Genomic DNA, 23,575 nt, shown 5'->3' with positions numbered 1-23,575 from the left:
GGAAGTCTATCCTTCACTGTGCAATCTGCTCTTGTTCACTAAATGGTTCTATAGGCTTGAAAATATGAGTTTTTGACATTTTACAACGCAGCTCTCCGAGGCCCAAAGCTACCATGGGATTAAGCTCGGCAAGATTGGCAAAGTTTAACTGACTAAACTGTCGACGAGTCATGTTGCAACTATATAAATATTCGTCATTGATATAACCAGTACGGTTATCTTTCCTTTGAGAAAAACCGCTGACGACAACTTGTCTGGTGGTCGGTAATCGGTTGAACCCTATGCCGCACAGAAGAAGACCGATGCTCCCGATATGGTGAGCATACATGCTGCGTTGCTGAGTAACAGTTACTTTTTTTATTCGCAATCGTGAACCTGAAATGCTGGCTTCTCTTGCTGGAAAGTCTTCAATTTCAGGGAGATCTACATCGATATAAAGCTGCTTGCCACAAGAGCTAAAGTTGAAAGAAATCAGAGTTTCCCTTGGCCAGTCTATTTCTTGAACAGCATCTTCAAACACCGCATACATGGTATCTGTGTCTTCTCTTAGCAATTGTTCTCGCTTATTTTGCAGGGCTTGGGTTTCAGCATTATGAGCATTTTCTTCTGCCTGGTAACGAGTCATTTGCCCCCGATAAGCTTGCTCTATCCTGCTTTGCTCTCTTTGATGCTTTTCCTGCAGATTCTTCCAGTCTGCCAGTGCTTGTAAATACTCTTCCTTATTTCTTTCATACTGCTTAGCCTTGCGTGTCCGGAAAAAAGAAATGTTATTGTCAATCCAAGAAACTTCTGGCCTGCTTGGCTCTTTGGGTTGCTCTGGCAAAAGCACTGGATTTTGCTCTTTCTGAGGAATCGGTAGAGTAAATGGCCGATCGATCAGGGTTGGTCTGTATTTAGGTTCAGGAATGGCTAAAACCAGACCTGTCAACTCCTGAGTCAGTGTATTGATCTTATCTCTCTGTTGTGTCAAGAAAGCCTGATATACATCCGGATTTTGTTGTTCTGCTGCCTTAACATAACGTGGAGGCAATCGAACGCCGTTTTCATCAAAGGCTTCCACTACCCCAGTGTCGTTTATGGAGAGATTTATACTAACAGAGGAAGTCTCTGACTGAGAACGCGCCTGTGAGTTGTTGCCTTGAGCTCTATTATCGAGTCTAGTTCGGTATGAAATACCGCTCCCTGGGATACCCACATTCCCGTACACACCTCTTGAGGACACATTGACTGAGGCACCTCTTGGACCAACAGACAGGGAGGCTCCTTCTAGCCCAAGATTGACCCTGACACCAGGTATAAGTGTTATGCTTTTGCGAAAACGAAGACCCATGGATTACTCTCGATAAAAAGTTGCTATGCCCTTAACATACCGGACGTTACTTGAGGGGAAACTTAATAGAGGGAAAAAGCTTGAATAAGATGTCACTAGCGGTCACCAGAGTGGCTGTGCGAAGGTCTGCAGGAGCTTCCTGAACTACATGAATTCAAATATGCATCTATGCTAATAAACTGCTTGCTTCTAACAGTAATGCTTGCTGTGAGGCAAAAAAATGTTGTCACAAGTGCTGCCCACCAAATTCACGTCTATTTCTTGCAGCCCTTCATGAGAACCACTTCGCACTTCAAAGAGTCGGGAAAAGGATCAGCCTTTGGCTGACCCTTTTAACAGCTTTACTTACTGCCTCTGACCCAGCGGAATCCCCAGCCAAAAGCCTCATCCATGCAGCTATGACCTTTGAAGTATTGGTTAATACGCTCAACCTTAAGCACACCGCTGACATTAACCAGCCGTGCAATAGCGCACATTCCCTGGTTATTGCCTTCAGTCAGTTTAGTCTCTACCGGTGGTTGATTGGGCATATGCAGGGTAACGACACCATCGGTTTCTGCCCAATTGGGTACTCCTTCATAAATAAAGGTAAAAATTAATACCTCGTCTATTTCAGCCCACTTGCTGCCATTGATATGAAGCCATTCACCATCTGAAACAGCCCCAGTGCGGTCGTCGCCCTGAAGTTCAACAAATGGCTCATAGGTGTAGCTACCAAAGCCTTCACCTAAAGCCTGGATAACATGCTTGTTGCCATTTTTGAGTTTGACAAAAGCACCAAGATCAAGATCAATAGCATTGCTCTTAAAGAAACTAAAGAGTCCACCCCCTGTGCTTTTCTGATTCCAGTTCAGGTTAACTTTCATCATTCCGTAAGAGCTGTCACGCTTTTCCAGGCTGATTGTCGGGTTCGACTTTGTCAGGGTAATCTTGCTCAGACTGATGGACTTTGCACTTGAGGAAGACGGTGACGGGGTTGAATGGCTGTTGTCACTGGCAATATCAACACCAAAGTGTTCAGCTAAAGGTGCCAAACCACCATTGAATCCTTGAGAGACAAACCTGAACTTCCACTCATTATTTCGGCGGTATAATTCACCGAGAATCAGTGCTGATTCAGTCCGACCAGCCATTGGTACTTCAGCTTGTACCAATATATTGACACCCTGTGCAACACTGATACTAACAGTACCCAAATTCGAGATAGTGCCAGTATCAACTGTTGCTGAGAAAGCCAGGCGCTGTACATCATTTTTCATGCGGACTAAGTCAACATTAAAAACTGTATCCAGTCCCTGACTAACCAGCTTTACAGTACTGTCATCATTGATCTTCTGGCCGTAAAAAACGAAATCTGAGTCTTTTTTTGTTTTACCCCCGGCGTACAGTCGAAAAGCTGAGACATCCGCTGCCTTGCCTGTCTTGACTGATACCGATATTTCAGCGGTAGGAAGCGGCGCATTGGCCCCTGGTGTCAGCTGGATAGTCATACGACACTACCCCGTTAAGCGCATTCACGAGCGAACGTAGTAAGCGTCTGCTCAAGCTTTGCATCACGGGTTGGCTGACCAATGGAGTTAAATTTCCACTGACCGTTATGCTTATACATTTTACCCATGATCATAGACACAGAGCCACCGAAAGCTGCATCGTTTGCAATATCAAATCGTGCGAACTCTTGGCTTACATATTCTGGTGAGCCTTCATAAATTCGGATTCGGGCAAAAGGAATATCCTTAAAATCATGCCCACGGAAGCTATTCAAAACAAAGGCCAGCTGACTCGCCCGAGGCGACAGCCTGTTCAGATCAATTTGGATAACTTCGTTATCCAAGCCATCATCCCCATCCATATCACCGGTCAAATCATCGCCAGAGTGTACAATACTTCCGCATTTTGACTTAAGTTGTCCAAAATACACAACATCAAGAAGCTGACCATTGTCGGCAAATATACCAACAGAAGCGTCGAGGTCAACAGCTTCCATTTTTTTGCGTCCAAAAAAACCTCTCTTCTCGATAGCTCCCCAGTTAACCCCAATACACATTTTTTGCAATGAAGAACCATTATCTTTCTCAAGAGAGATGCGTTGTCCTTTTTGCAAGCTGATAGCCATTTCTTGCTCCTTTTAATAAAAATTAATTTTTGTACGTGTAATTTACGATGGTTATAGATGGATTCCGGGGAGATACCTAAACAACACCGTTATGGAAGCCATCATTGCCTTCATCACGAGCGAACTCATCATCGCTGCGGCAAAATGAGTTACTGAGTCATTTCCTGATCATCGTTGGCATTCAGATCAAACTCCTGACTAATCTGCCAGTTCGATATGTTGAGTGACATTAAGTACAAACAACTGATCCTGACTCTGACTCTCAGCGACTGATGGTGACCAGAAAAAACAAAAGCGGCAGGTCAACGAATTTGCACTGTTACGCCATCAGATCAACGGAACTGACTTATACATCCGTAACATTTTGGGTTAGCGAGAGAACATTCAGCTTCACAGTGGACAGTTTTACGCCTAAATACTCGCTATTTGTAGACGGGAAAACCGCACTGGGGGGCTGAGAACAGCTCCCAGAATCCATCAAGAACCTTTTTCTTTTAAGTGTGAACTGGGCATATATGCTATATGCCCAGATACACCCATCACCGCAGGCAGGCTACCCACGAAAATATAGTATTAACCAATGTTAACGCCATAGTTCAGAGCCATGGCTTTCAGGCCACCTTCATAACCCTGACCAACAGCACGGAACTTCCACTCACCACCGTGGCGGTATAGTTCACCGAAGATCATCGCAGTTTCAATACTGTAATCTTCAGACAGGTCGTAGCGACAAACTTCCTGGTTGTCAGCTTCATTGACAATCCGAATGAAAGCGTTGGCTACTTGGCCAAAATTGAGACCATTTGCCTCAGCGTCATGAATGGTTACAGTCACTGCAATTTTATCAATTTCGGTGGGTACCATAGATAAATCTACTTTTATAGACTCGTCATCACCTTCACCTCCACCGGTTAAGTTATCACCAGTGTGCTCTACAGAGCCACACTGAGATTTCAGCTGGTTGTAAAAAATGAAGTCATGGTCACCACGCACTTTCCCATCTGATTTAATCAGAAATACGCTGGCATCCAGATCAAACTCTACACCATCGGTTGCACGCTCATCCCAACCAAGACCGATCAAAACATTTTTAATCCCCGGAGCTGCTTTATCCAGAGACAGGTTGCCACCTTTTGAAAGAGATACAGCCATGAAAATTAATCCTTAACTAACAAATGATACAGGTTTACAACTTAAGCACTCAGGCCGTAAGTGTTTAAAAATGCTACAAGGCCGCCAGCAAAGCCGTCACCCTTGGCAGCAAAGCGCCATGCGCCATCTTTTTTGTACAATTCACCAAAAATAAGTGACGTTTCAGCGCTATAATCTTCTGTCAGGTCGTAACGAGCGATATCTTCGCCAGTATCCTTGTTTGCCACCCGGACAAAAGCATTATCAATCATGCCAAAATTCTGGTTGCGAGCTTCGGCATCATGAATAGTAACAGCGACAAGAAGCTTGCTTACAAAATCAGGAATTTTAGGGAGTTCTACAGTTAGCACTTCATCATCTCCCTCACCCTCGCCTGTTCTGTTATCCCCCAGATGTTTGACTGAGCCGCATTCACTATTTGCATTGTTATAGAACACAAAGCCACCTTCGCCGATCGCTTTATCATTCTGATCAAGCATAAGAATGGATGCATCCAGATCAAAATCAGTGCCGTCTGTTTTACGAAGATCCCAGCCCAGCCCAAGATGAATATTGGAGAGGTCTGGAGCCTCTTTTTTCAGGTTGACCCTTCCACCTTTCTGTAGGTTAATAGCCATACTAATCTCTACCGTATTTACTGACTCTGCCATTTGTGACTACGTAGCCTTCATGAGCCATGGAAAGCATCTCGCGATCCCAGGGAAGGTTGCCGTACGCCAAAATGGTATTGAAACAAAACGCACCCTTTGCAAGCTGTGCGTTAACTTCATCCACCTTTTTACCACCAGAACATTCAATTTCAGTGAGGTCAAATAACTCAGGGGTGGAAGGTAGCCGAGTGCCAATTACAAGTTCGCATGGCAAACTCAAAGCCTCTGCCAGCCCCTTAACGTAGGGCTGAGGTGAAGCTGTCACAATCCAGATTGTGTGCCCTTGCTCATGGTGGTACTTCATCTTTTCCCACACCTCTGAATTGAGGGTAAATCTTATACCAAAAGCCCGGCCAAAATGATATTGATCAGTGTCACTTAATGCATATAAGCACTCGTTGTATACTCTGTTTTTAATATTCTGCCTTAGTTGTTTCCATCCAGAGAAGTCCACCAGAGCAGGTATTGCGATAGGCCACAAGAAGCGTCTGCCTGACGCTGCATGTAATAACTTTTTTACTGAGTTTTCCTTGATTATCGTTTCATCGAAATCAAAAAGTACCAATGTGTTACTCATTTAGGCGAGGCCAAACTCCGACGGTTCCAGATCCAGTTCGCGAGCCACCCGAGAAGCAATACGTTTTTCGTCTGGATCAAAATTACCATCAGCTGCACCAATAGCGATGACCATTCTCATCACAAGCTTCGCCTGGTCGTCTTTCCCTTTAATTTTGCCAAGAGCGTCAAAAGCTTTAGCCTCACCTATATCTGCATCCAGCTCGATGGTTTCAATGTAGTCTTTCCAGATTTTCACCACTTCAGATGTTTCATAAATAGACAGGGCGTCATTACTCTGAATAAAACGCATCATTTTTGACTTTTCATTGGCGTCAATATTGCCGTCAGCCATGATTACCAGTGCGCTGCCACCGAGCGCTGCATGCAGAAACTCTTTGGATTTATACTTTATTGCTTCATTTTTCAGGTCTAACAGTTTTGATTTTGCCTGATCAAATAAACTCTTAAGCATAATTTATCTCCGCTCAAATATAAATTGAGGGGCTTAGCCCCCCAAAGATAATTACAGTGCCCAACTAATGTAACCGACCCACACAGCAAAGAGAGAGGCCAAACCTGCGGCTGTAAAACCGTTGATCTTTTTAGGAAAATACAACAACGCAAGAACAGCTGAGGTTATACCAACCAGAACGATCCGAAGCATAGCCACATCTTGTCCTTGAGGCATTGGTACATCTCCCATTGTCAGTCCATACACCAGCAGAGGGAGACCTAATGCAACAGTAATGTCAAATGTGTTGCTGCCAAAAGCATTAGCAACAGCATCATCATAATCCCCTTTAATTGCATCTTTTACACTAAGGAAAGTATCTGGTACAGAGGTAGCACCAGCCGCAAAGATAAGCGCAGACATGTAAACAGGAATACCAAGCCCATCAGCAATACCGACAACTGCGATACTCAGGAAGTGACAGGCGATACCAATGACTACAGTTGCCAGAAGCAAATTGACACAGGCAGACCCTTTGGTAAGAGGTTTGTCATTAAAGAAGACTTTATTGAAATCAAATTTAACCAATGCTTCTATAGCTGAGCCACTCTCCAGTGACTCATATTCATAGTCATCTTCACCGTCTTGACCACAGCTCTTAAGCATGTGTATCAGGTATCCCAAATAAACAATAATCAGGACAGCCCCCATCCACCACTGGAAAACATCAAAAGACATTAACAACGCGATAAGAACAAATTCACTGGTGAGTAACCAGAAGCCATCTCGCCTCAGAGCAACCTTACTGACCTCAAATGACTTCACGGGGTTGCCATCGACTCCCCAGATACGAACGGCCAGAATGCATACCAGAGGAATAACAACAGCGTTAAAAACAGCGCTACCTACTGTTACAGAGATACCGGCAGCAAAGCCAGCTTCATCTCTAAGCAAAAATAACAGAGCAAAAGCTGTCATCATCTCTGGTAAAGAAGAGCCTATTGCATTGATCAGCCCCCCTTTAACCCCCTCACTCATGTTGCGCCCAAGATATTCAGCACTTTGTTCAAAGGTGTCACAGGCATATTTAATGACGACTGAAACAATCAGAACTATTAGAAAAGACGACAAAAGCCCCATAAAAAACCCTAATATGTAAAATAGTAATTGTTGGCTGATACCTTATACATAAATTGAATATATCAAACAATAGTATTTCACACGGCTAAGCTTCGAACTGTTCAATGAAGCAGCGAATATGTCAAAAGTTAACCAAAATACAGGTTTAATTCGCTAACGATTGTTAGTGATTCTGCTGAGAGCTGTAAAGGTTGAAAACACTGTGCTTTCTTTGTCATCTCCACCACTACCCGATGAATCCCTCTATAGCCTTTTGTGCCGGGCATACCTCGTCGATGCCGGTTTTACGCACCGGCGCACACTCAAACATATCTTTGACCCAATGTTGCTGGCATCCGACCTGGAGATGATTGGCAGCCAGTATTACCGTTTTTGGGAAACTTGCCTTAAACCCTACTGGTCGTTCCCCAAAAGCATTATGGAAACGACACTGTTCAGGCTCTATGCACCAACGCTCTCTCTATCCAATCGAAAACACATTGCGAAATGGATTGGCAGGAACCCGCTGTCAATCAGGCTGATGCTGGAACAGTTTTTCTACGTTCAGAGTCTTGATCTCTATTATCTGAAATACTGCCCAGAGTGTATTACTGACGATATTAGCCAGTATGGTGTCGCCTATTGGCACCGGAGCCATTGCTGCAAATTTGCTTTTGCCTGTCATCGGCATATGTGTAAGTTGGCGCCTGTCGGGATTATTCCGAATGGGGAGGAGTGCTTTCTGCTGCCTTCCTATTCAGACGCAACCACTGGCAAGCCTGGCAGGCTGCTTGTTGAGAAAGAAATTCATGACCAGCTCAGTGGCCCGGTAAATTCACTTACCTCTCCTGAAGAGCTTCAGAACCATTTGGGAATAAGCAGCATCAGTGCAGCCGGATTGCTTCAGAAGAAGATTGAACAGCGCTTTACCGATGCCGGTTTGGAGCAGTTAGGCATTCGTTATCGGTTTGCAGACGGCGTTAAAAAACCTTGGGTTTGGAACACAGTAGAAGCCGTTGAAAGAACCCATATCCCTGAAGTTTTAGCAGCCCTTTTCAACTGACAGTATTTTCCCAGGCCGCAAATATATCTTCAGAACGATTGTTTCCAGTCAGTTTTTTGTAAGCAAAAGCACCTTATTATTAGCACGATTTTCATTTTCCACACTCCAGAGGCAATCACGGGGTTACTGTTACGCCTCTAAAGTAAAAACGACAACGGGAATGTCCTATGACAAGCTTTTTAATTTCGCTCGCTGTATTGATTGGGGGCTACTTCATTTACGGCAAACTGGTAGAGCGGTGGTTTGGCATCGAGCCTGATCGTAAGACTCCTGCTGTTGAATTTGAGGATGGCGTAGATTTTGTTCCCCTCCCTTGGTACAAAATTTTTCTGATTCAGTTCCTCAATATTGCCGGTCTCGGGCCAATCTTTGGTGCGGTTATGGGAGCCCTGTATGGTCCTGCCGCTTTTCTCTGGATCGTACTTGGCTGCATCTTTGCGGGAGCAGTGCACGACTATTTCTCAGGTATGCTCTCTATTCGCCACCAAGGGAAGTCTGTTCCTGAAATCGTTGGTCACTACCTCGGTGAGCCAGCGCGCAAGTTTATGCGTGCTTTCTCTGTGGTACTGCTTGTACTGGTCGGTGTCGTATTTATGATGGGGCCTGCTGGTCTGCTGGCAAACCTTGGTGGCGAGGGTATTCTGGCAAGCACTAATTTCTGGCTTGGCATCATTCTTTGCTATTACTTTGTGGCAACCGTTTTGCCTGTGGATAAAGTCATCGCCAAAATTTACCCTGTTTTCGGTGCTGCACTGCTCATCATGGCATTTGGTGTGGGCGGCATGACCGTTATCAATGGTTTGCCAGTTCCTGAAATCGGCGCAGACCTGATCCACCCCAGAGGGCTGCCAATTTTCCCCATGCTGTTCACCACCATTGCCTGTGGCGCAATCAGTGGCTTCCACGCCACACAATCTCCCCTGATGGCTCGCTGCACTCAAAATGAAACCCAGGGACGTCCGATTTTTTACGGTGCAATGATTGCTGAAGGTATTGTGGCTCTGATCTGGGCTGCTGCTGCCATGTCCTTCTTCCCAAATGGGCTGGAAGGCTTGAACGCTGTTCTGTCTCAGGGTGGTGCCGGTCTGGTTGTGAAGGAAGTCTCTGTCGGACTGATGGGCAGTGTTGGTGGCCTGCTGGCCGTTCTGGGAGTCATTGCCTGCCCGATCACTTCCGGTGATACCGCATTCCGCAGTGTGCGCCTGATCATTGCTGATGCGATTGGCATTGAGCAAACCAGCAAAGCCAATCGTCTCAAGCTGGCGTTGCCTGTATTTGCGGTTGGTTTCGTTTTGACCTTTGTTGACTTTAATATCATCTGGCGTTATTTCGCGTTTTCCAACCAGACTCTGGCTACCATTGTTCTGTGGGCAGCTGCCGCCTATATGGTCACCCGAGACAAGAGCCACTGGTTTGTATCACTGCCAGCTATGTTTATGACGGCTGTGTGCACCACTTACATTCTTATGGCTCCTGAAGGGCTGTCTCTGTCCGCCGCTATCTCCTACCCAATCGGTGTTACGGCTGCCGTTGTAGCCATGATCGCCTTCCTGGCGAAAAATAAAACAACGGCTGTTGCAGATTCTGCAGCCTGACTTTCAGTCATTCTGGAAACAAAGGCTTTAGCGAATCTCACAGAATTTTCCACCCATAACGGCGCTGCGAATGCTTTGCCGTTATGGATGGAAATGGATAGGAAAGGAACGACAGAGACCTGTAAGCATTGATCACCCCTCGTTCGTTTCAATTCACTCGCCCGCAAGAGCGAGAACTGGTGCAACATAATCACTTTGCCTTGGGGATAGGTCGTTTCAACTCACCCACCTATACGGTGGGAACCGCCCACCTGGTCGCAGCATTTCATACATCCGCATGTTTCAACTCACCCGCCCGTACGAGCGGGAACTCTTAAGCAAACTTGAGACAATTTTGAACTGCTTGTTTCAACTCACCCACCCGTACGAGCGGGAACGCATGAGCCCCAGCTCCCGCAAAATGATCATGTTGTTTCAACTCACCCACCCGTACGAGCGGGAACTTGTTTTTCAACATCTTTATTATATTGATACCCTGTTTCAACTCACCCACCCGCACGATTGGGAACGAAGGAAACTGAATTTCCTTTTGTTTGGTGTCCTTGTTTCAACTCACCCACCCGCACGATTGGGAACGGCGGTCCATCAGATGTATGTCGAGGACAATGCCGTTTCAACTCACCCACCCGCACGATTGGGAACACACGGTAGACGTGGAGCAGGACGATAAAGGCCGGTTTCAACTCACCCACCCGCACGATTGGGAACTGCTACTCATCTAGTCCTTATGAATAGAGGGCTACAGACCAACTTTGCGCTAACCCTCTCTACTTCCTCTTTAAACTGATATGCAAATATTTTGCTTTAAACTAACCAACTGATTTCAATGGCAAATAATATTCGCTAACACCCCGATCTTTTGATGTCTACTAGAGGTTAGCGGATCAAGCCTCTTCATAACGAATAATCAACTCAACCCCTTCAGGAACAGCAGATTGATCAACGGTTACCTGATAGTCATTAAACTGTCTGGGAAAAGTATCCTGTGCTACTGGCTTAACCTGAATAGTATTGAACAATTTTTTTGCGGGTGCATTGCCAAGCGGACTACTGTGCTTAAAAACATATAGCCCACAAACCGACATTTCCCCTCTGGTTGCCGACCGGTCATGTTCAAAAAGGTTTTCCAGCGCAGTAAAAAACAACTCCAGATCGCTCTCATCAAAACCGGATTTTTCGGCATTACTAGCCACCACATAGCCATGACAACGGTAAAGGGCGTAAGGGATAGTGTGCTTCCGTCCCATGGTTTGACCTTTTTCCATATCTTTTTCATTGGTCACTGCCATGCGCGTAATGGTGTGCTCAATGTCAGTTATAGGATCTATGGATCGGGAAAATTTCATCTGTACCGGGCCATAAACCTCACCACAATTGACTTCAGTCGTCATTACCTGTCCGAACGTTCGGATATCATAGAAGTTCTGGCACATCCACTGTGTAAGCCGCTTGGCCTCATCCACATTTTTTGGAAGTTTTTTCTTTTCCGGTTTTATATCAAAAGCTTTATAGGCCAGCTCATTTAACTGGTTCAATACCTCCTTTTGCTTGACGTAAATCGAATACGGTGGTTCATCCCCCTTCAACAAAGTGACATAATCCCTGACTTTGCGTTTGAGACAAACATCAGTGACCAGCCCGTGACCGGTTTCCGGATCGATTCTGGGAGCGTTCCCTACGTCAGGATCTCCATTAGGATTACCATCCGTAACATCAAACAAAAAAACAAACTCATACCGATTACTCAAACTCATGGTCATCCTCATCATCTATTTCTGGTTCTTTATTTGAGCTGTAGAATGCCTGTCTCTGATGGTAGTAACCCACGGCAAACAGGCATTGTTGTTCGGACGACAGGTGACTGGGGATATTGCCGATTTTTTGCATCAAATCTCCAATCATCTGCCTGAAATTGACAACTCTCCCCGGATTCTGGAGTTTACGCAGGTGATGTATGTGCAGCTTAAACAGAGTATTAAAAACGGATTGAGGTCGAATGCTTGCACCACCGAAATAACGGCTGCTGATGGTAGTCGACAAATTGCTTCTATGCGCCTCTTCCTGGAGTCGTTCAAAGACTGAAAACAGTCGCCCTAGCACATAACCTGTCTGGTTATTTTCTTCGTCCAGTGCGGTGGTGAGTTGCATATTATTTTTACCTTCATGACGATACTTGCGGTTAATAAAGGCTTTTAACAGGCTTGCTCTGGTGTAACTGACCTTGCCCTCATCAGCCCGGATGCGGTTCAGCACAGCAACCATTAAGGAGTGTGGGAGCCGAGAGCCTTTGAGCATGGACTCCAGAACATTTACAGTCAGCTTGTCTGACAAATATTTAGTTTTGAATTGCAGGCAAGTGCAGCGTAGTAATCGTTCCAGAGAAGATCGACCAAATTTTTCGAGCCCTTTCATTGCCAGATCTTCAAACCAGATAGAAAGGTTATTCAGCAATTCATCAGGCCGAATCCTATGCCATAAACAGACAGAAATTCGGGCATTATTGGGTGCAAGCCCCAGAACATTAAAGCGGTCTTCAGCGCAACAATCCTGAGATTGAAAAGCTATGTCATAAGCTTCATCCACCGCATTGGTTTCAGAGTCGGTTGACTCTACAAAAAAGCTCTTAAATACCGATTGAAGGCTTTTGGCTGTTTCAGACCAGAACAAAAATGTGCGATTTCCTACTTGGATGCTGTGCTCGTTATCAGGCTGCAACAGGTAATTAAGAGCCGTAGTGTATTCAAAGGCAGCATGTTGACTGGTAGGCGCATTGTGCCCCTGTTTTTTTGACCAAGAAGTGAATGCAGGTAGATTAAAAGACACAATATTGGCACCCGAACTCTGAGCACCCGGAAGCTTCTTAATGGCTGGGTGCAACAATACAGGTGTCGTGATATCGCCAGTCACCAGACAGGGCAGAAAAGTACTTTCGGAGTGGTTTTCAAGACTTTGTCTGTAGAGATCAAGAAACGTGCCGCTTTGGCATACCAGGTGGTCGCGACCTTCCAATTTGAACGACAACAGACAATTAGTATCAACGATCTCTTGCCAGTGCTCATTTTTCTGTAAACACAACAGATTTAAGCCTGCCAGAAAGCAATGGACGGCCTGAACTTCATCATCCTCACAAAATGGCTCTAACCTCGTCCTGAACGCACTGAACTGCTTATGTGTTTTTTCCGGATTCTCCTTGAAATCGAGACCCAACACATACTCGGCAACATCCCACAACAGGTTTGCTGAAATACCACTCGTTTTTTTGACAGCCTGGGGCACCTGAAATGTCTGACTAATTTTCCGCTTACCCACTGTTTGTCTTGTATCCTCAATACTGACAAACTCACCGGCATCATTAATGACTATGAGAAAAGGAACAGGCTTTTCCTCAAAGCCGAAAGGTGCAAATTCAATACAGCCTGAACGGTAAAACTGGCAGAGTGATTGGAGAATCATCCCTGTACCTCGTCACTCTCTGCCATTGGAATATTGATGACACCACCCTCCATCCGGGCGTTAAAAAATCGTGGTGACGGAGGATTGGCTGAATAGTCAAAATCGTAAAACATCCAGCCCAGATCACGAGTTTCATCAATAGAGCTACTCAATTCATGTCCTGGCTCGATCAATTCAATATCTGCTGCAAACTCCCTACAGCCAAGATAAGGCTGCTTGAAGACCTGCCCCTTTCTGGCCCTACGCAAAAACATCCCGAGATATTTTTCAGCGTTATCGGTAGAGCCAGCTTTTTCTGTCAGGCTAAAGTGTGCATGTATCCGATATGACACATCACGCAAAACTAATGAAGACCGTTGCTGTCGTTCATCCTCAACAAACATTTGCAATCGTCCCTGCCCTCTGCGCATAGCTCTTCGGACATTTTCGGCAGAAACCACCGAACCCACCTCATTCCTTCGAATAGACATCCAGCGTATGGGATTCAGTACCTCAATCCGGTCGATGTGCCAGGCCATTTGTGGTTTCCATAAAATGGCCTGATAAATATTGCGTGCTGCGGATGGGGTGATTACGTCATAGCTGACACGCTCCACCCTCATTTCAGGGCGGGTAAAACAAGCAAACTCACCAGAAACTTCGATACAAAACGTCATTCAACTCATCTCACGACATTTGTCATTTATGAACTCAGCTTGTGCTGAGCGGGTGAGTAAAAAGTAGTTGATAAAATTAACTTTCGGTGAATTTTTAATGAAAATTTTTCGATAATTATCATGTACCAGTGATCTATTATTGTACTTTCGATGCTGGGAACCATTGCGAATTGAAACGGTGATTTTTTGATCTTGTATGCAAGGCTAAATAGCGGCTACCGGGGGAGCATCTTCGACTGGCAGGGAGATAAAACTATCCAGCGTATTCCCCCATAAGCTGCTATGACTATGGAAAATGGATAAATGTGAAGAATAAATATGATTAACAAAAATGGCAGTAATGACGAATATGAAACTGATTTATCCTCAGAGGAGCTGCGCTTACTCAAGGAGGCAATAAAGGAACATGACAATCCTGTCCGTTATGTCATTTACTCGCAGATCATTCCAGACAACCGGAAGTGGATCATGTTTCTGAACATATCCAGCAGCACCTATGCGAGAGAGCTTTCCCACGCGACCCTATTCAAAAAACATGAAGCAGCCAAGGCTGTGGCTGCGGTTTATGAAGACGGTACTGACCATTTACGGATAGCAAAGGTGACAACAAAGGGTGATAAGCTGAGGGTTCTTCTTTACAGCCTTTGAGACACTGTTTGGGAAAAAGCTGACGGGGTCTCTGGATCACTGCGGAGCACCAATTGAACCTGTTGCCCCCGATAACTGGGATGTTTTTTTAATAGCAACACTCCACCCTATGATGATTTTATGAACAAAAAGGGGAAGCAATGCGGCTGAACCCCGAAAGACTGCTTTATCTGACAGCGCTCTCAGATCATCGAAGGAACAAGGCAAGGGCTGAAAGCCTGAAGCGAACCTGTCATGAGGGAAAACAGCTCTGCACCAAATACCTGCTACATTTTAACCAGACATGTTAGAGGTATCACTAATGCCAAAGCCAATTTTCAAAACCTTACACCTGAGCCATACAGCTTTAGATTGCTATTGCTTTGATGAAAGTTCTGGAGCAGTGGGGCGCCCAATTGTTTACCTTACGGTAGATGCAGATACAAAACTTACTATTGGAGCCCACATTTCCCTCAACAAACCTTCATCAGCTGAGGCTATCAAAGCACTTAACAAATCAAGTGCTGGAAAAGGAGATATAACACATGACGCACTCGTCGATTATGGTTGTTGTACTGTGATCACAGATAGTCCAACCATCCAACCCAACTCCTCATCCATCAAGGAAGCTCTTAATAATTCAGCAGGTAACACAGCCTCAGACCCAAGAGTATCTCTTCATTCAAAAGCCATGGTTGAGAAATATTTCAACACTCTGCCACACTCAGGATCGCTACAGATAAGTTGTAGACAAACGGGAAAGAATATTCCAAAAATCAGTCTGGAGGATTTGACTGACATGTTAGTGAGCGCCACAAAAACATATAACGCTTAGAAGGGTTAGTCTCTTCTATTGAAAAAGTGCTTCTGAGTATCCCTATTGAGCTTGAGTCAATATACTTAGCACCTTACGAGGGGGTCTATAGAAACTATATTCCAACACGACACCCCTGATGCCCCATTTTTAAAGGGCTTCAGGGTGTAGAGCGAGACTTGTAAGCGTTTTTATTATATGAATTTTACCAGTAGCTGGCTGTAGTAAGCATTTTTATTATCACTTGGTACGTATGAACCACACCTGTAGGCCTTTAGAATCAACCCCCTTGTAAGCGTTTTTATTATTTCTCTACAGCTCTTTGTTAAGGTGGATTCATAGGGGCGACATTAAGTCAAAAACTCTGTTACACAAGGCCTGCAGCCCATGAATAGCAATGGCCTTCATTTAATGTCTTCCCTATGAATGGCGATTCACAACACGTTATTGCAACATACGTTTAAAGATATCAGGGAACCGCTTAGACCATGACTTCTCATCGTGCAGACCACCAGCAATAACAGCCTCTTCAGCTTTGATACCCAGCGTTTTAAATACCTCTGACATGGCTTTTTGTCCATTCAGCCACTCGGTTGGCCCCCAGCTGCCCACAGTTTCCTGATCACCCATGTCAAAGTAAAACTTGGCATCACTGGAAAAACCGGTGTTAGTCAGGTATTCGCGTAATGCCACACCGCCGTAATTGTCGTTAGTCGCATGAGACAGGGCAAGAGCAGTGCCAAATACATTGGGGCGATAACTCATGGTGTACAAACTCATGTAGCCACCCATGGAAGAACCCATGATGGTACGTTTTTCGGTACTGCCACCAATATTATATTCACTCTCAAACTTGGGAATTAGCGTATCAACCACAAAATCAACCGTCTCATCACCACGCGTGACAATAGAACCTTCTTCTGGATGCTTCCAGTCAAAAGCACTGTATTCGATATAACGACGTTTACGGCCTGACAGACCATTTTTGTCGCCAGTCGGGCTGTCAAAACCAATGACGACATGATCAGCCGCCAGCTCGGTGAGGGTTTCGTCAACTTTCCACTCCATGCCATAGCCAGCGGTTCGCTCGTCAAACAGGTTCTGACCATCCCAGGCGTAGATGACCGGAAAAGATTCGGCACGTTTCGCATCATAGCTCTCAGGAAGCCAGACCCGAACCGTTCTTTCTCCGTCGTTTATAGGGAAAGCGTCAATGGTATGTAGCTTCAGGTTTCCTACCACCGTGGGTCGCCCACCAAAGGAGCCGTCAATATCAGACCATTTGGCAATTTGCATGTCCTCCACACGGTATTGTCCGCTAAACTCTACACTGCGATTGGGTATGTCATAGTTGTCAGCATCAATCTCAACTGATTCCCAACTGCCACGAGTGAACTTGAACTGGTGGATATTGGTATCTTCAGCAAAGTGCAGGTGATAGCTGTAACTACCGTTGCCGTGATCTTCCAGAATGATTTCCTGATCAGCCTCACCGCCTGCATGCCAGCCATTCATAGTGCCTGCCAGATAAATCTGGTCACCGCTGGGGTGGCTTTCAGGCAGAGCCGTTACACACAGGGTTATCGTTCGATCAGCAGGCTTTGACGGGCAGCCCACTACTTTGTCGGTATCGTCATCAGAGTCAGAGTTACAGCCGGTCAGCGCCAATGTGGTTGCCAGCATGACGCAGGTCATAATGTTTTTTTTCATATCCATTACCCTTGGTTCTCATTTTTAAATCTCTCTATTATCTGGGTTTGAATGATCGATTTCGTTTGAGAAAACCCCATAAACCTTTAAAAACCGCCCATGGATGAAATAATTGAAGTTGGGCCAGAATGTCGGGAACGGTTTTTATGCCAGCGAGACTATCCGGAGTTCCAGTCCATCGGAGTCTTTGTGGCAGGCTTGTCCGATTTGCATGAAATTCATCACATCAAGCGTGAATTTACGCAATGGGCTATGTTCTCGGCCACGCTGGATGGTCATGGTCTGCTACAGGTGGCCGGTAAGGAATATGCGCTTCAGGCGCAGAGTCTGTGTTATATCCCCCCGCATACAGCGTTCGAGATTTCACTGAAACCAAGAGGGTTTCGACAATCAGCCTGGATCATGGTTGACACTCATACAACAGGGGTTCCCGGTATGCAGCCATGGCACCGAAGGTGTGATTTGGGTTCGCAGCTCTATCATTGTCTGGAGAGTCTGGATTATGAACGAAATACCCATAAATCGGACCTCATACGTGGGGGCTTAATACAACAGCTGTCACTGAATATCACCCGCTTGTTCAGAAAAAATACGACAATGGTTGATTCACGTTTAGAGGGACTAATGGCTGCAGTTCGAAAGGATCCCGGGCGAGCATGGAATCTGCATGACATGTGCCAGCATGTCAGTTTATCTTCCTCACATCTTCATCGTCTGTGCCAGAAGGGATTAGGCTTGTCGCCCAAACAGCTACTACTTTCTCTGCGCATGAACTATGCACAGTTTTTATTACAGCAGAGTCAGCGTAGTGTTACCGACATTGCCTTCAGTGCGGGCTTTTCCAGCCCCGACTACTTTTCTACCGTGTTTCGCCAGCAGTTTGGGCAATCGCCGCGAGCGTACCGCAGCCAATTTCAGGTAAGAGCGGAGGCCTGAAGCTCAGGCACTACGCAGCATTTATCTGTAAATCACAAGTGCGAATCAAGGAACTGCGACATTTTCCTGCGAGCCAGATGCGCTTCCGGGATATCAAAGGAAAAAGCCTGAAATACGTGCCACATACCTTCATAAATATCCAGCTTTGCTTCACCGCCATGACTGTCAATCGCCTGATAAAGACGAACAGCGTTGCTAAGAAAAATCTCTTTAGTGCCCGCCTGAATCAGGGTGGGAGGGAACGGCTTGCTATAGTCGCCATAAACGGGGGAAACATAGGGGTGTTTCTGGTCTTCTGTATTCGCATAGGCGTCTGCCGATGGCTTGAGCAGCAGGTCGTAACGATACAGTGGCTCAGCGTCTTTCAGGGTGTAGTAGGTATCACCGGTCTCGGTAATATCGGCCCAGGGTGACCAGAGTACTACAGCCGCTGGCAAAGGCTTATTCTGGTCACGCATTTTCAGAACACTACCCGCCACCAGACCGCCACCGGCAGAATCACCGTAAATGGCAATGTCATTCATGTTATAACCCTGCTGGCGCAGGGCATCAATCACAGCAATTACGTCATCAGTAGCCTGCTTATAGTTACCCATTGGTGCCAGAGTATAATCGATGGAAACTACCCGAAGGCCAGTGTCATGAGCAACGGGGACACTGCTAGCCAGCGTGGCACGGCTGTTATAAGAGATGTAGGCACCGCCATGAACATAGACCAGCAACTTGCCATTGTCTTTCCAGCCATAGGGCTTGATTTCCAATGTACCTACACCACCGAGTGTCATTTCCTTTAACGTTGGCTTATATTTTTCTACCACGGCAGTATTCAAAGGAATAATATCTTCATTAGCCTTAGCCTGCATGGCCAGCCAGTCTTCTTTCGTCATGGCATCAGGTATGGCAGACTCCTGACGAAGCTGAACAGTAAATTGAGTACTCAAAAAAGCCTGCCCTTCTTTAGAGATCGTATCCGGAACATAAAAATCAGCTGCCGTTGCCATGATAGGTGCCACAAGTGAGAGTCCGAGCAGGGTCTTTTTCATATTTACTCGCCTGTATTAATTGATGAATCAAGCCTGCTATTAATGGCAAAATAATTGCTAAACGACTATTGATCTCCATCAATAAAAGCAGTTTCCTGAAGTAACTGAACATCTGAGTGCCAGCCATATACTTCAAGTCATGCAAAATTCACACTTTGGCTTGACATGTAGTCTGGACTATAAGAGGTGCCGAATACTGCAAATAGTTCCCGGATATTCTCAGAACCCTTACAGGCAAAGGGCTACCAGCATGTGTAAACAGTTTTAATCCACCTTAACACTCTTTGTTGAAATGCATTAAATCTATCGACACGGGTCATGAGTTAACTGACTTCCGACATAGCCGGAGGCTTATTAGATGACGCCCTCAAAGGGCTTTTATTGCGCATTTTCCTTTCAGGTAGCCCACAATATGGGAAACGGAATACTTTGGAGGAATGCTGATGTACATATGCACGTGATCTCGCATCAGGTGTCCTTATACAATTTCACATTCTTTTCGCTTGGCAAGTTCATGAAAAATTGCTCCCAGAAACTTCCTCAAACTTCCATATATGACCTTCTTCCTTTTTTTGGGAATGAAGACAATATGATACTTACAACCCCATCGTGTATGAGTCAGACTCTTGTAGTCTGGCATAAGTTAAACCTCTTGGTTCTTGGCGGAACCTTCGAGGTTAGCTACTGATGCATCGGTATAACCTATGCGAGTCTCCCCGGCGTAGCCGGGGGTTTACCTAATGATTAATTATGACCACTGCTCTCCAGAAATACAGTAAGCACCTTTGTGTCAAAAACCTTATCCTTCAGGCTTGCAAATGCTTTGATGCCATTCCGGACTACCGTCCTCACCACTGTTCCAATGGTATTCCTTTTTCTAATTTTGCAAAGTCTGCTTTTGCCATGACGCATCAGAAATATGATTCTCTTCTGTCGTTTGATACGGATCAGGCCGATCCTGTTATTCGCCATAATCTTGAAACCATGTATCACGTGAAAGACGGAAAAGTACCTTGTGATACCCATATGAGAGAGATTCTTGATCCAATAACGCCAGAGGAGTTCCGCAAGCCATTCAAAAAACTCTTCTCTTTGGTTCAGCGAAATAAACTTCTCAAGGCGTTTGAGTTCAAGTTTGGAGATTTAAAAGACTGTTACCTGATGCCTGTTGATGGAACCATCTGTAGAAATACCTTCTGGAGAAATGCAGATCATAGATTTTTGACATCCTCCCCTCCCTGCAGAGGGTGTCTCCAAAGCCAAACCTTAAAGCCACTGAAGCTCTTTTCTCTGTTGAGTATGGGGCTTCAGCAATTCCCGTTTTTTATAAAATGTCCACGCTCACCGGGCTTCAGAGTACGATAAAAAATCTGCAACCGCACAATGCTACAGGCCAGGCATTATTCTGAAAAAAATAAAATATCGTTGCTAAACTAAGCTTTCAGAAAAATTAAAAGGGCTTGCAGTCGTGGTGGGAGCAAACATGAAAGGCAGAACTTATTGTTTGAAACACGTTAAGTTAAAAGTAAAATTTTTACACTTGCTCTTCGTGATGCTGCTGGGTATTACTGCCGTAGAAAAAAATATCGTTCAGGCTTCAGAGTATGACTCTAATTCTAATCTTGTGGTACTTCTGGCAAGTACTCTCTTTCTCGCTTCTGAAAAAAAGTCTCTGCCGGAAATTTTTGAAACGGACCGCAATAACCACGACCAGAATATAAATGTATATTACGGTTCTGACGTTTCTACGAATTTTCTGCCCCGGAGCTTGTATACTCCGGGAAAAGTTTTAAGAGAACAAACAACACGGAAACAGAAGATTGAAGATGGTATTGATCAACGTGAACAGATGATGAAAATAATAAGCTGCGAAGAAGCTTCAGGAGATACTCATTATTCTTATCTTCAATCCCTGGACGGCATCACACCAGAGGAGCGTCGGGAAATAGAATCCAGACTTAAACTCGGTCAGGATGAGGATGAAAACCGGGACGACTCAAAACTTGCACCTGCTTTTAGCCTGTTGTCTGTTAATGGCAGTGATAGTTTTCCTGTAGATACCAGTTTGTGTACGCCAGAGACAGCGGCGGCGTGTCAGACAATCCTGTCCAGCTTTATCTCTTGCGTTTTGCCGGGTGCTACTGAAGGTGGAGGAGCTGCTACTGATCACAATACTATGGACGAGGAGGCATCTGAACCAGAGAGTGATGGTTTCTCCTGCCATGAACTCACTTATACAAGGCGATCAGCTGAGCTTGCAAATTTAGAAAATGAAGAATGTCCTGTCTGTCTGGGACCTTATAAACCTGAGGAGCCTTGTAAACCTGAGGAGCCTCCCGAAGCCTTATCCTTACTAAAATGTCAGCATTTAATTCATAAAAATTGCATGCTTGGTATAGTAAATAAGGGCGAAGGCAACCCAGCATGCCCGACATGCAGGGTTCCCTTCGCTCCATCGGATGCCGAGGAGCATAGCGATTGGAAAAGCATTAAGGGCTCTCTGCGGGTGCGGTGTACGAGACCATCTTGCTTTGCACATGGCAGTGAAGACACAGTAAATTCTCCATCAATGGCATGTCCTTACCCTATGAGCCAGCTGCCCGACAGGAATCCCGAGAATTTTATTGAGAACAATGCCTTCGTGCTGGCTAAGTTTCTGAAAGAGTCATTTGAGCAAATGATTGGCACAAAGGTTGGAGCGAAGATTGTGGCGGACGAGGGCGAGGGTACAAATATTTACTTTCGTGCGCTCTATCGATCCGGTTCTACGATGAAAATGCAGAGTCTTATATATCGTGCAAATGACATTAATAATAAAAAGGATGGGCAAGAGTGTCTTAACACTCTTGTGAAAGATCACTTTACAGATCTTATGGTTCTCTACATGAAAAAGAGTTTTCCGGCAACCTGGGATGACAGGACGGAGATGTATCTATACACGTGGGATGTCTATGAGGATCGTCTTTACCTGGCCATCCACCAAGAGACATCGAAAAAAACACAACTCAAGCTAAGTAATGTCTTCGACCTGACAACCAGAACACTCAATTGGGACGGGCTTAGGAAGGAGATGGAAGATCATGGCTTGCCCTATGAGAAGCTGTTCAGCTCTGAGGGGAGGTTCACTGAATGTTGCCTTAGAGCCTACTCTGACTCTGACTATGACTATGAAGAACCTCCTGTAGAAATACCTGTAGAAATGCCTTCTGGAGAAATGCAGATCGTAGATATGTAAAGTCATAGTGCCAACAGCCCGGGGCGATCTCATTTGGAGCTAACGGCACTAACCCCGGATGAAATACCGGGAGGTCTCCGCACAGATTTCAAAAAGGAGGGAACATCATATTATTGCAGTCATTCCAAAGCGCTGGATTAAGTGTTTCAACTCGCCCGCTCGCGTGGCAGGAACGAAATACGCGCCACCAGTAACAGCTGTTAAGGGGCGCAGCATTCAATAACTTACCGGGCTGTTGGCTTTTGGCTATTAGCTGCTCATACAGCCAACAGCCAACAGCCAACAGCCAACAGCCAACAGCCAACAGCCAACAGCCAACAGCCAACAGCCAACAGCGGTATATTATGTTCTGCTGCTTCCCTAAGGTGGATTAAAACTGTTTGCAGATGGATTAATCCTGAAAAAAACACACCTGCATTTTACGACCGTGGTTTTCTGGTTATTAATTACTCAATGTACAAACTGCTCCAGATCAAAACCACCTGCTTTAACCTTCTTCATAAACTTCCAAAAATCGATTTGGGTAATATCCACCACTTTCTCAGTCAGCCCTGTCAACTTAACTGGCCTGAGAGTTCCCGGCTCTCTTTGCCAGAACGCCAGGTCGCAGAAGGGTTCAGCATTGAAGTTGAGCAATATATTTTTCATCGCATAACTGGTGGTATGCCGGTAAGCAAAATCCCAATTCAGCTTAGTGGCATGATTGATCGGCTTGCTGGTGAGCAGAGCGTAAAGTAACGCTCGCCTTTCCATTGTGCTAAGTTGCATGAGCAGACTGCTGAACTCCTGTTCGGTAATCCCCTTGACAGGCGGTTTGTACTGCAAAAAGGCTTCGTTATCGCTTCCGCCAAGTATATAAGCCTCTTGAATTTGCTCAGAAAAAGTGTACATGCAATTTCTCGCTACTTCTTCACCGTAAATAGCCCTCAGAACCTTCTCGATATGCCTAAGGTCAGCAAGGGTGATCACTTCTGCACTCATGGTCCAGTATTCAGTGAACTGAAGCGGTATACATTCAGGATAAGTTTCAAGGCGGATGAGGCTACAGAGGGGATAAGCCATTCCGG

General features: G+C 45.4%; 21 protein-coding genes, 2 pseudogenes and 1 CRISPR repeat array. Of the genes and pseudogenes, 7 read left to right on the top strand and 16 right to left on the bottom strand.

Features of this window, described 5'->3' with window-relative positions:
* Window positions 1-13: 13 nt before the first annotated feature.
* From NX720_RS18790 to NX720_RS18755, 9 genes and pseudogenes are all read right to left on the bottom strand, one after another.
* The gene (locus NX720_RS18790) at window positions 14-1,060 is read right to left on the bottom strand and encodes a hypothetical protein (RefSeq protein ID WP_262596659.1); all 1,047 of its coding nucleotides are present in this window, start codon (window positions 1,058-1,060) and stop codon (window positions 14-16) included.
* A 114-nt stretch (window positions 1,061-1,174) separates the two neighbouring features.
* A pseudogene (locus NX720_RS27245) lies at window positions 1,175-1,330 on the bottom strand (DUF4236 domain-containing protein); the annotation flags it as partial.
* Window positions 1,331-1,671: 341 nt separating this feature from the next.
* The gene (locus tag NX720_RS18785) at window positions 1,672-2,820 is read right to left on the bottom strand and encodes a TerD family protein (protein ID WP_318654057.1); all 1,149 of its coding nucleotides are present in this window, start codon (window positions 2,818-2,820) and stop codon (window positions 1,672-1,674) included.
* Window positions 2,821-2,834: 14 nt separating this feature from the next.
* Window positions 2,835-3,446: a TerD family protein gene (locus NX720_RS18780; RefSeq protein WP_262596657.1), complete on the bottom strand. Its 612-nt coding sequence runs from the start codon at window positions 3,444-3,446 to the stop codon at window positions 2,835-2,837.
* A 573-nt stretch (window positions 3,447-4,019) separates the two neighbouring features.
* Complete coding sequence (locus NX720_RS18775) at window positions 4,020-4,598, bottom strand: TerD family protein (protein WP_262596656.1); 579 nt, start codon at window positions 4,596-4,598, stop codon at window positions 4,020-4,022.
* 41 nt (window positions 4,599-4,639) lie between these two features.
* Window positions 4,640-5,215 (bottom strand): TerD family protein, encoded by a 576-nt coding sequence (locus NX720_RS18770; protein ID WP_262596655.1) that lies wholly within the window; start codon window positions 5,213-5,215, stop codon window positions 4,640-4,642.
* Between the two features lies 1 nt (window position 5,216).
* A complete protein-coding gene (locus NX720_RS18765; protein WP_262596653.1) occupies window positions 5,217-5,825 on the bottom strand; it encodes an HAD family hydrolase in 609 nt (202 codons plus the stop codon).
* Entirely contained in the window at window positions 5,826-6,278 is a 453-nt protein-coding gene (locus tag NX720_RS18760) for a tellurite resistance TerB family protein (RefSeq protein WP_262596651.1), read from the bottom strand. It abuts the gene before it with no gap.
* A gap of 51 nt (window positions 6,279-6,329) precedes the next feature.
* Window positions 6,330-7,397, bottom strand: a complete 1,068-nt coding sequence (locus NX720_RS18755) for a sodium:calcium antiporter (protein ID WP_262596650.1) — start codon at window positions 7,395-7,397, stop codon at window positions 6,330-6,332.
* A 166-nt stretch (window positions 7,398-7,563) separates the two neighbouring features.
* On the opposite strand from NX720_RS18755, the gene NX720_RS18750 reads away from it, so the two are divergent.
* Both NX720_RS18750 and NX720_RS18745 read left to right on the top strand, forming a co-directional pair.
* Window positions 7,564-8,439, top strand: a complete 876-nt coding sequence (locus tag NX720_RS18750; RefSeq protein ID WP_262596648.1) for a TniQ family protein — start codon at window positions 7,564-7,566, stop codon at window positions 8,437-8,439.
* 167 nt (window positions 8,440-8,606) lie between these two features.
* Window positions 8,607-10,034 carry a carbon starvation CstA family protein gene (locus tag NX720_RS18745; RefSeq protein WP_262596646.1) on the top strand — a complete coding sequence of 476 codons (1,428 nt, stop codon included), beginning with the start codon at window positions 8,607-8,609 and terminating at the stop codon, window positions 10,032-10,034.
* 279 nt (window positions 10,035-10,313) lie between these two features.
* A CRISPR array of direct repeats spans window positions 10,314-10,742; the repeat unit is 32 nt; unit sequence GTTTCAACTCACCCACCCGCACGATTGGGAAC.
* A 176-nt stretch (window positions 10,743-10,918) separates the two neighbouring features.
* Here the strand turns inward: NX720_RS18745 and cas7c are convergent.
* Genes cas7c through cas5c form a run of 3 tightly spaced genes read right to left on the bottom strand, consistent with a single transcriptional unit; the run spans window position 10,919 to window position 14,143 of the window.
* Window positions 10,919-11,788, bottom strand: coding sequence for a type I-C CRISPR-associated protein Cas7/Csd2 (cas7c, locus tag NX720_RS18740; protein ID WP_262596644.1), 870 nt, complete (start codon window positions 11,786-11,788; stop codon window positions 10,919-10,921).
* Window positions 11,775-13,487, bottom strand: a complete 1,713-nt coding sequence (cas8c, locus tag NX720_RS18735) for a type I-C CRISPR-associated protein Cas8c/Csd1 (protein WP_262596642.1) — start codon at window positions 13,485-13,487, stop codon at window positions 11,775-11,777. The genes cas7c and cas8c overlap by 14 nt, the downstream gene beginning before the upstream one ends.
* Complete coding sequence (cas5c, locus tag NX720_RS18730) at window positions 13,484-14,143, bottom strand: type I-C CRISPR-associated protein Cas5c (RefSeq protein ID WP_262596640.1); 660 nt, start codon at window positions 14,141-14,143, stop codon at window positions 13,484-13,486. The genes cas8c and cas5c overlap by 4 nt, the downstream gene beginning before the upstream one ends.
* 318 nt (window positions 14,144-14,461) lie before the next feature.
* Between cas5c and NX720_RS18725 the strand changes: the two genes are divergently transcribed.
* On the top strand, window positions 14,462-14,791 hold the full coding sequence (locus NX720_RS18725; RefSeq protein WP_262596638.1) for a hypothetical protein: 330 nt from the start codon (window positions 14,462-14,464) through the stop codon (window positions 14,789-14,791).
* A 301-nt stretch (window positions 14,792-15,092) separates the two neighbouring features.
* The gene (locus NX720_RS18720; protein ID WP_262596637.1) at window positions 15,093-15,605 is read left to right on the top strand and encodes a hypothetical protein; all 513 of its coding nucleotides are present in this window, start codon (window positions 15,093-15,095) and stop codon (window positions 15,603-15,605) included.
* Window positions 15,606-16,028: 423 nt separating this feature from the next.
* On the opposite strand, the gene NX720_RS18715 is transcribed toward NX720_RS18720, so the two are convergent.
* Window positions 16,029-17,294: an alpha/beta hydrolase-fold protein gene (locus NX720_RS18715; RefSeq protein WP_262596635.1), complete on the bottom strand. Its 1,266-nt coding sequence runs from the start codon at window positions 17,292-17,294 to the stop codon at window positions 16,029-16,031.
* Between the two features lie 99 nt (window positions 17,295-17,393).
* Here NX720_RS18715 and NX720_RS18710 point away from each other — a divergent pair, with 99 nt between their 5' ends.
* Complete coding sequence (locus NX720_RS18710; protein WP_262596634.1) at window positions 17,394-18,230, top strand: helix-turn-helix transcriptional regulator; 837 nt, start codon at window positions 17,394-17,396, stop codon at window positions 18,228-18,230.
* A gap of 32 nt (window positions 18,231-18,262) precedes the next feature.
* On the opposite strand, the gene NX720_RS18705 is transcribed toward NX720_RS18710, so the two are convergent.
* Window positions 18,263-19,273 carry an alpha/beta hydrolase gene (locus NX720_RS18705; protein WP_262596633.1) on the bottom strand — a complete coding sequence of 337 codons (1,011 nt, stop codon included), beginning with the start codon at window positions 19,271-19,273 and terminating at the stop codon, window positions 18,263-18,265.
* 379 nt (window positions 19,274-19,652) lie between these two features.
* A pseudogene (gene tnpA / locus NX720_RS18700) lies at window positions 19,653-19,913 on the bottom strand (IS200/IS605 family transposase); the annotation flags it as partial.
* Window positions 19,914-20,023: 110 nt separating this feature from the next.
* On the opposite strand from tnpA, the gene NX720_RS18695 reads away from it, so the two are divergent.
* Together NX720_RS18695 and NX720_RS18690 are read left to right on the top strand one after the other, a co-directional pair.
* Window positions 20,024-20,638 carry a hypothetical protein gene (locus NX720_RS18695; protein WP_262596632.1) on the top strand — a complete coding sequence of 205 codons (615 nt, stop codon included), beginning with the start codon at window positions 20,024-20,026 and terminating at the stop codon, window positions 20,636-20,638.
* Between the two features lie 118 nt (window positions 20,639-20,756).
* The gene (locus tag NX720_RS18690) at window positions 20,757-22,508 is read left to right on the top strand and encodes an RING finger protein (protein ID WP_262596631.1); all 1,752 of its coding nucleotides are present in this window, start codon (window positions 20,757-20,759) and stop codon (window positions 22,506-22,508) included.
* Window positions 22,509-22,958: 450 nt separating this feature from the next.
* On the opposite strand, the gene NX720_RS18685 is transcribed toward NX720_RS18690, so the two are convergent.
* Window positions 22,959-23,570 carry a hypothetical protein gene (locus NX720_RS18685; protein WP_262596630.1) on the bottom strand — a complete coding sequence of 204 codons (612 nt, stop codon included), beginning with the start codon at window positions 23,568-23,570 and terminating at the stop codon, window positions 22,959-22,961.
* Window positions 23,571-23,575 lie beyond the last annotated feature (5 nt).

The sequence above is a fragment of the Endozoicomonas euniceicola genome (genome assembly GCF_025562755.1).
In the GTDB taxonomy this organism is placed as follows: domain Bacteria; phylum Pseudomonadota; class Gammaproteobacteria; order Pseudomonadales; family Endozoicomonadaceae; genus Endozoicomonas_A; species Endozoicomonas_A euniceicola.
This window is presented reverse-complemented; position numbering and strand designations above follow the sequence as displayed.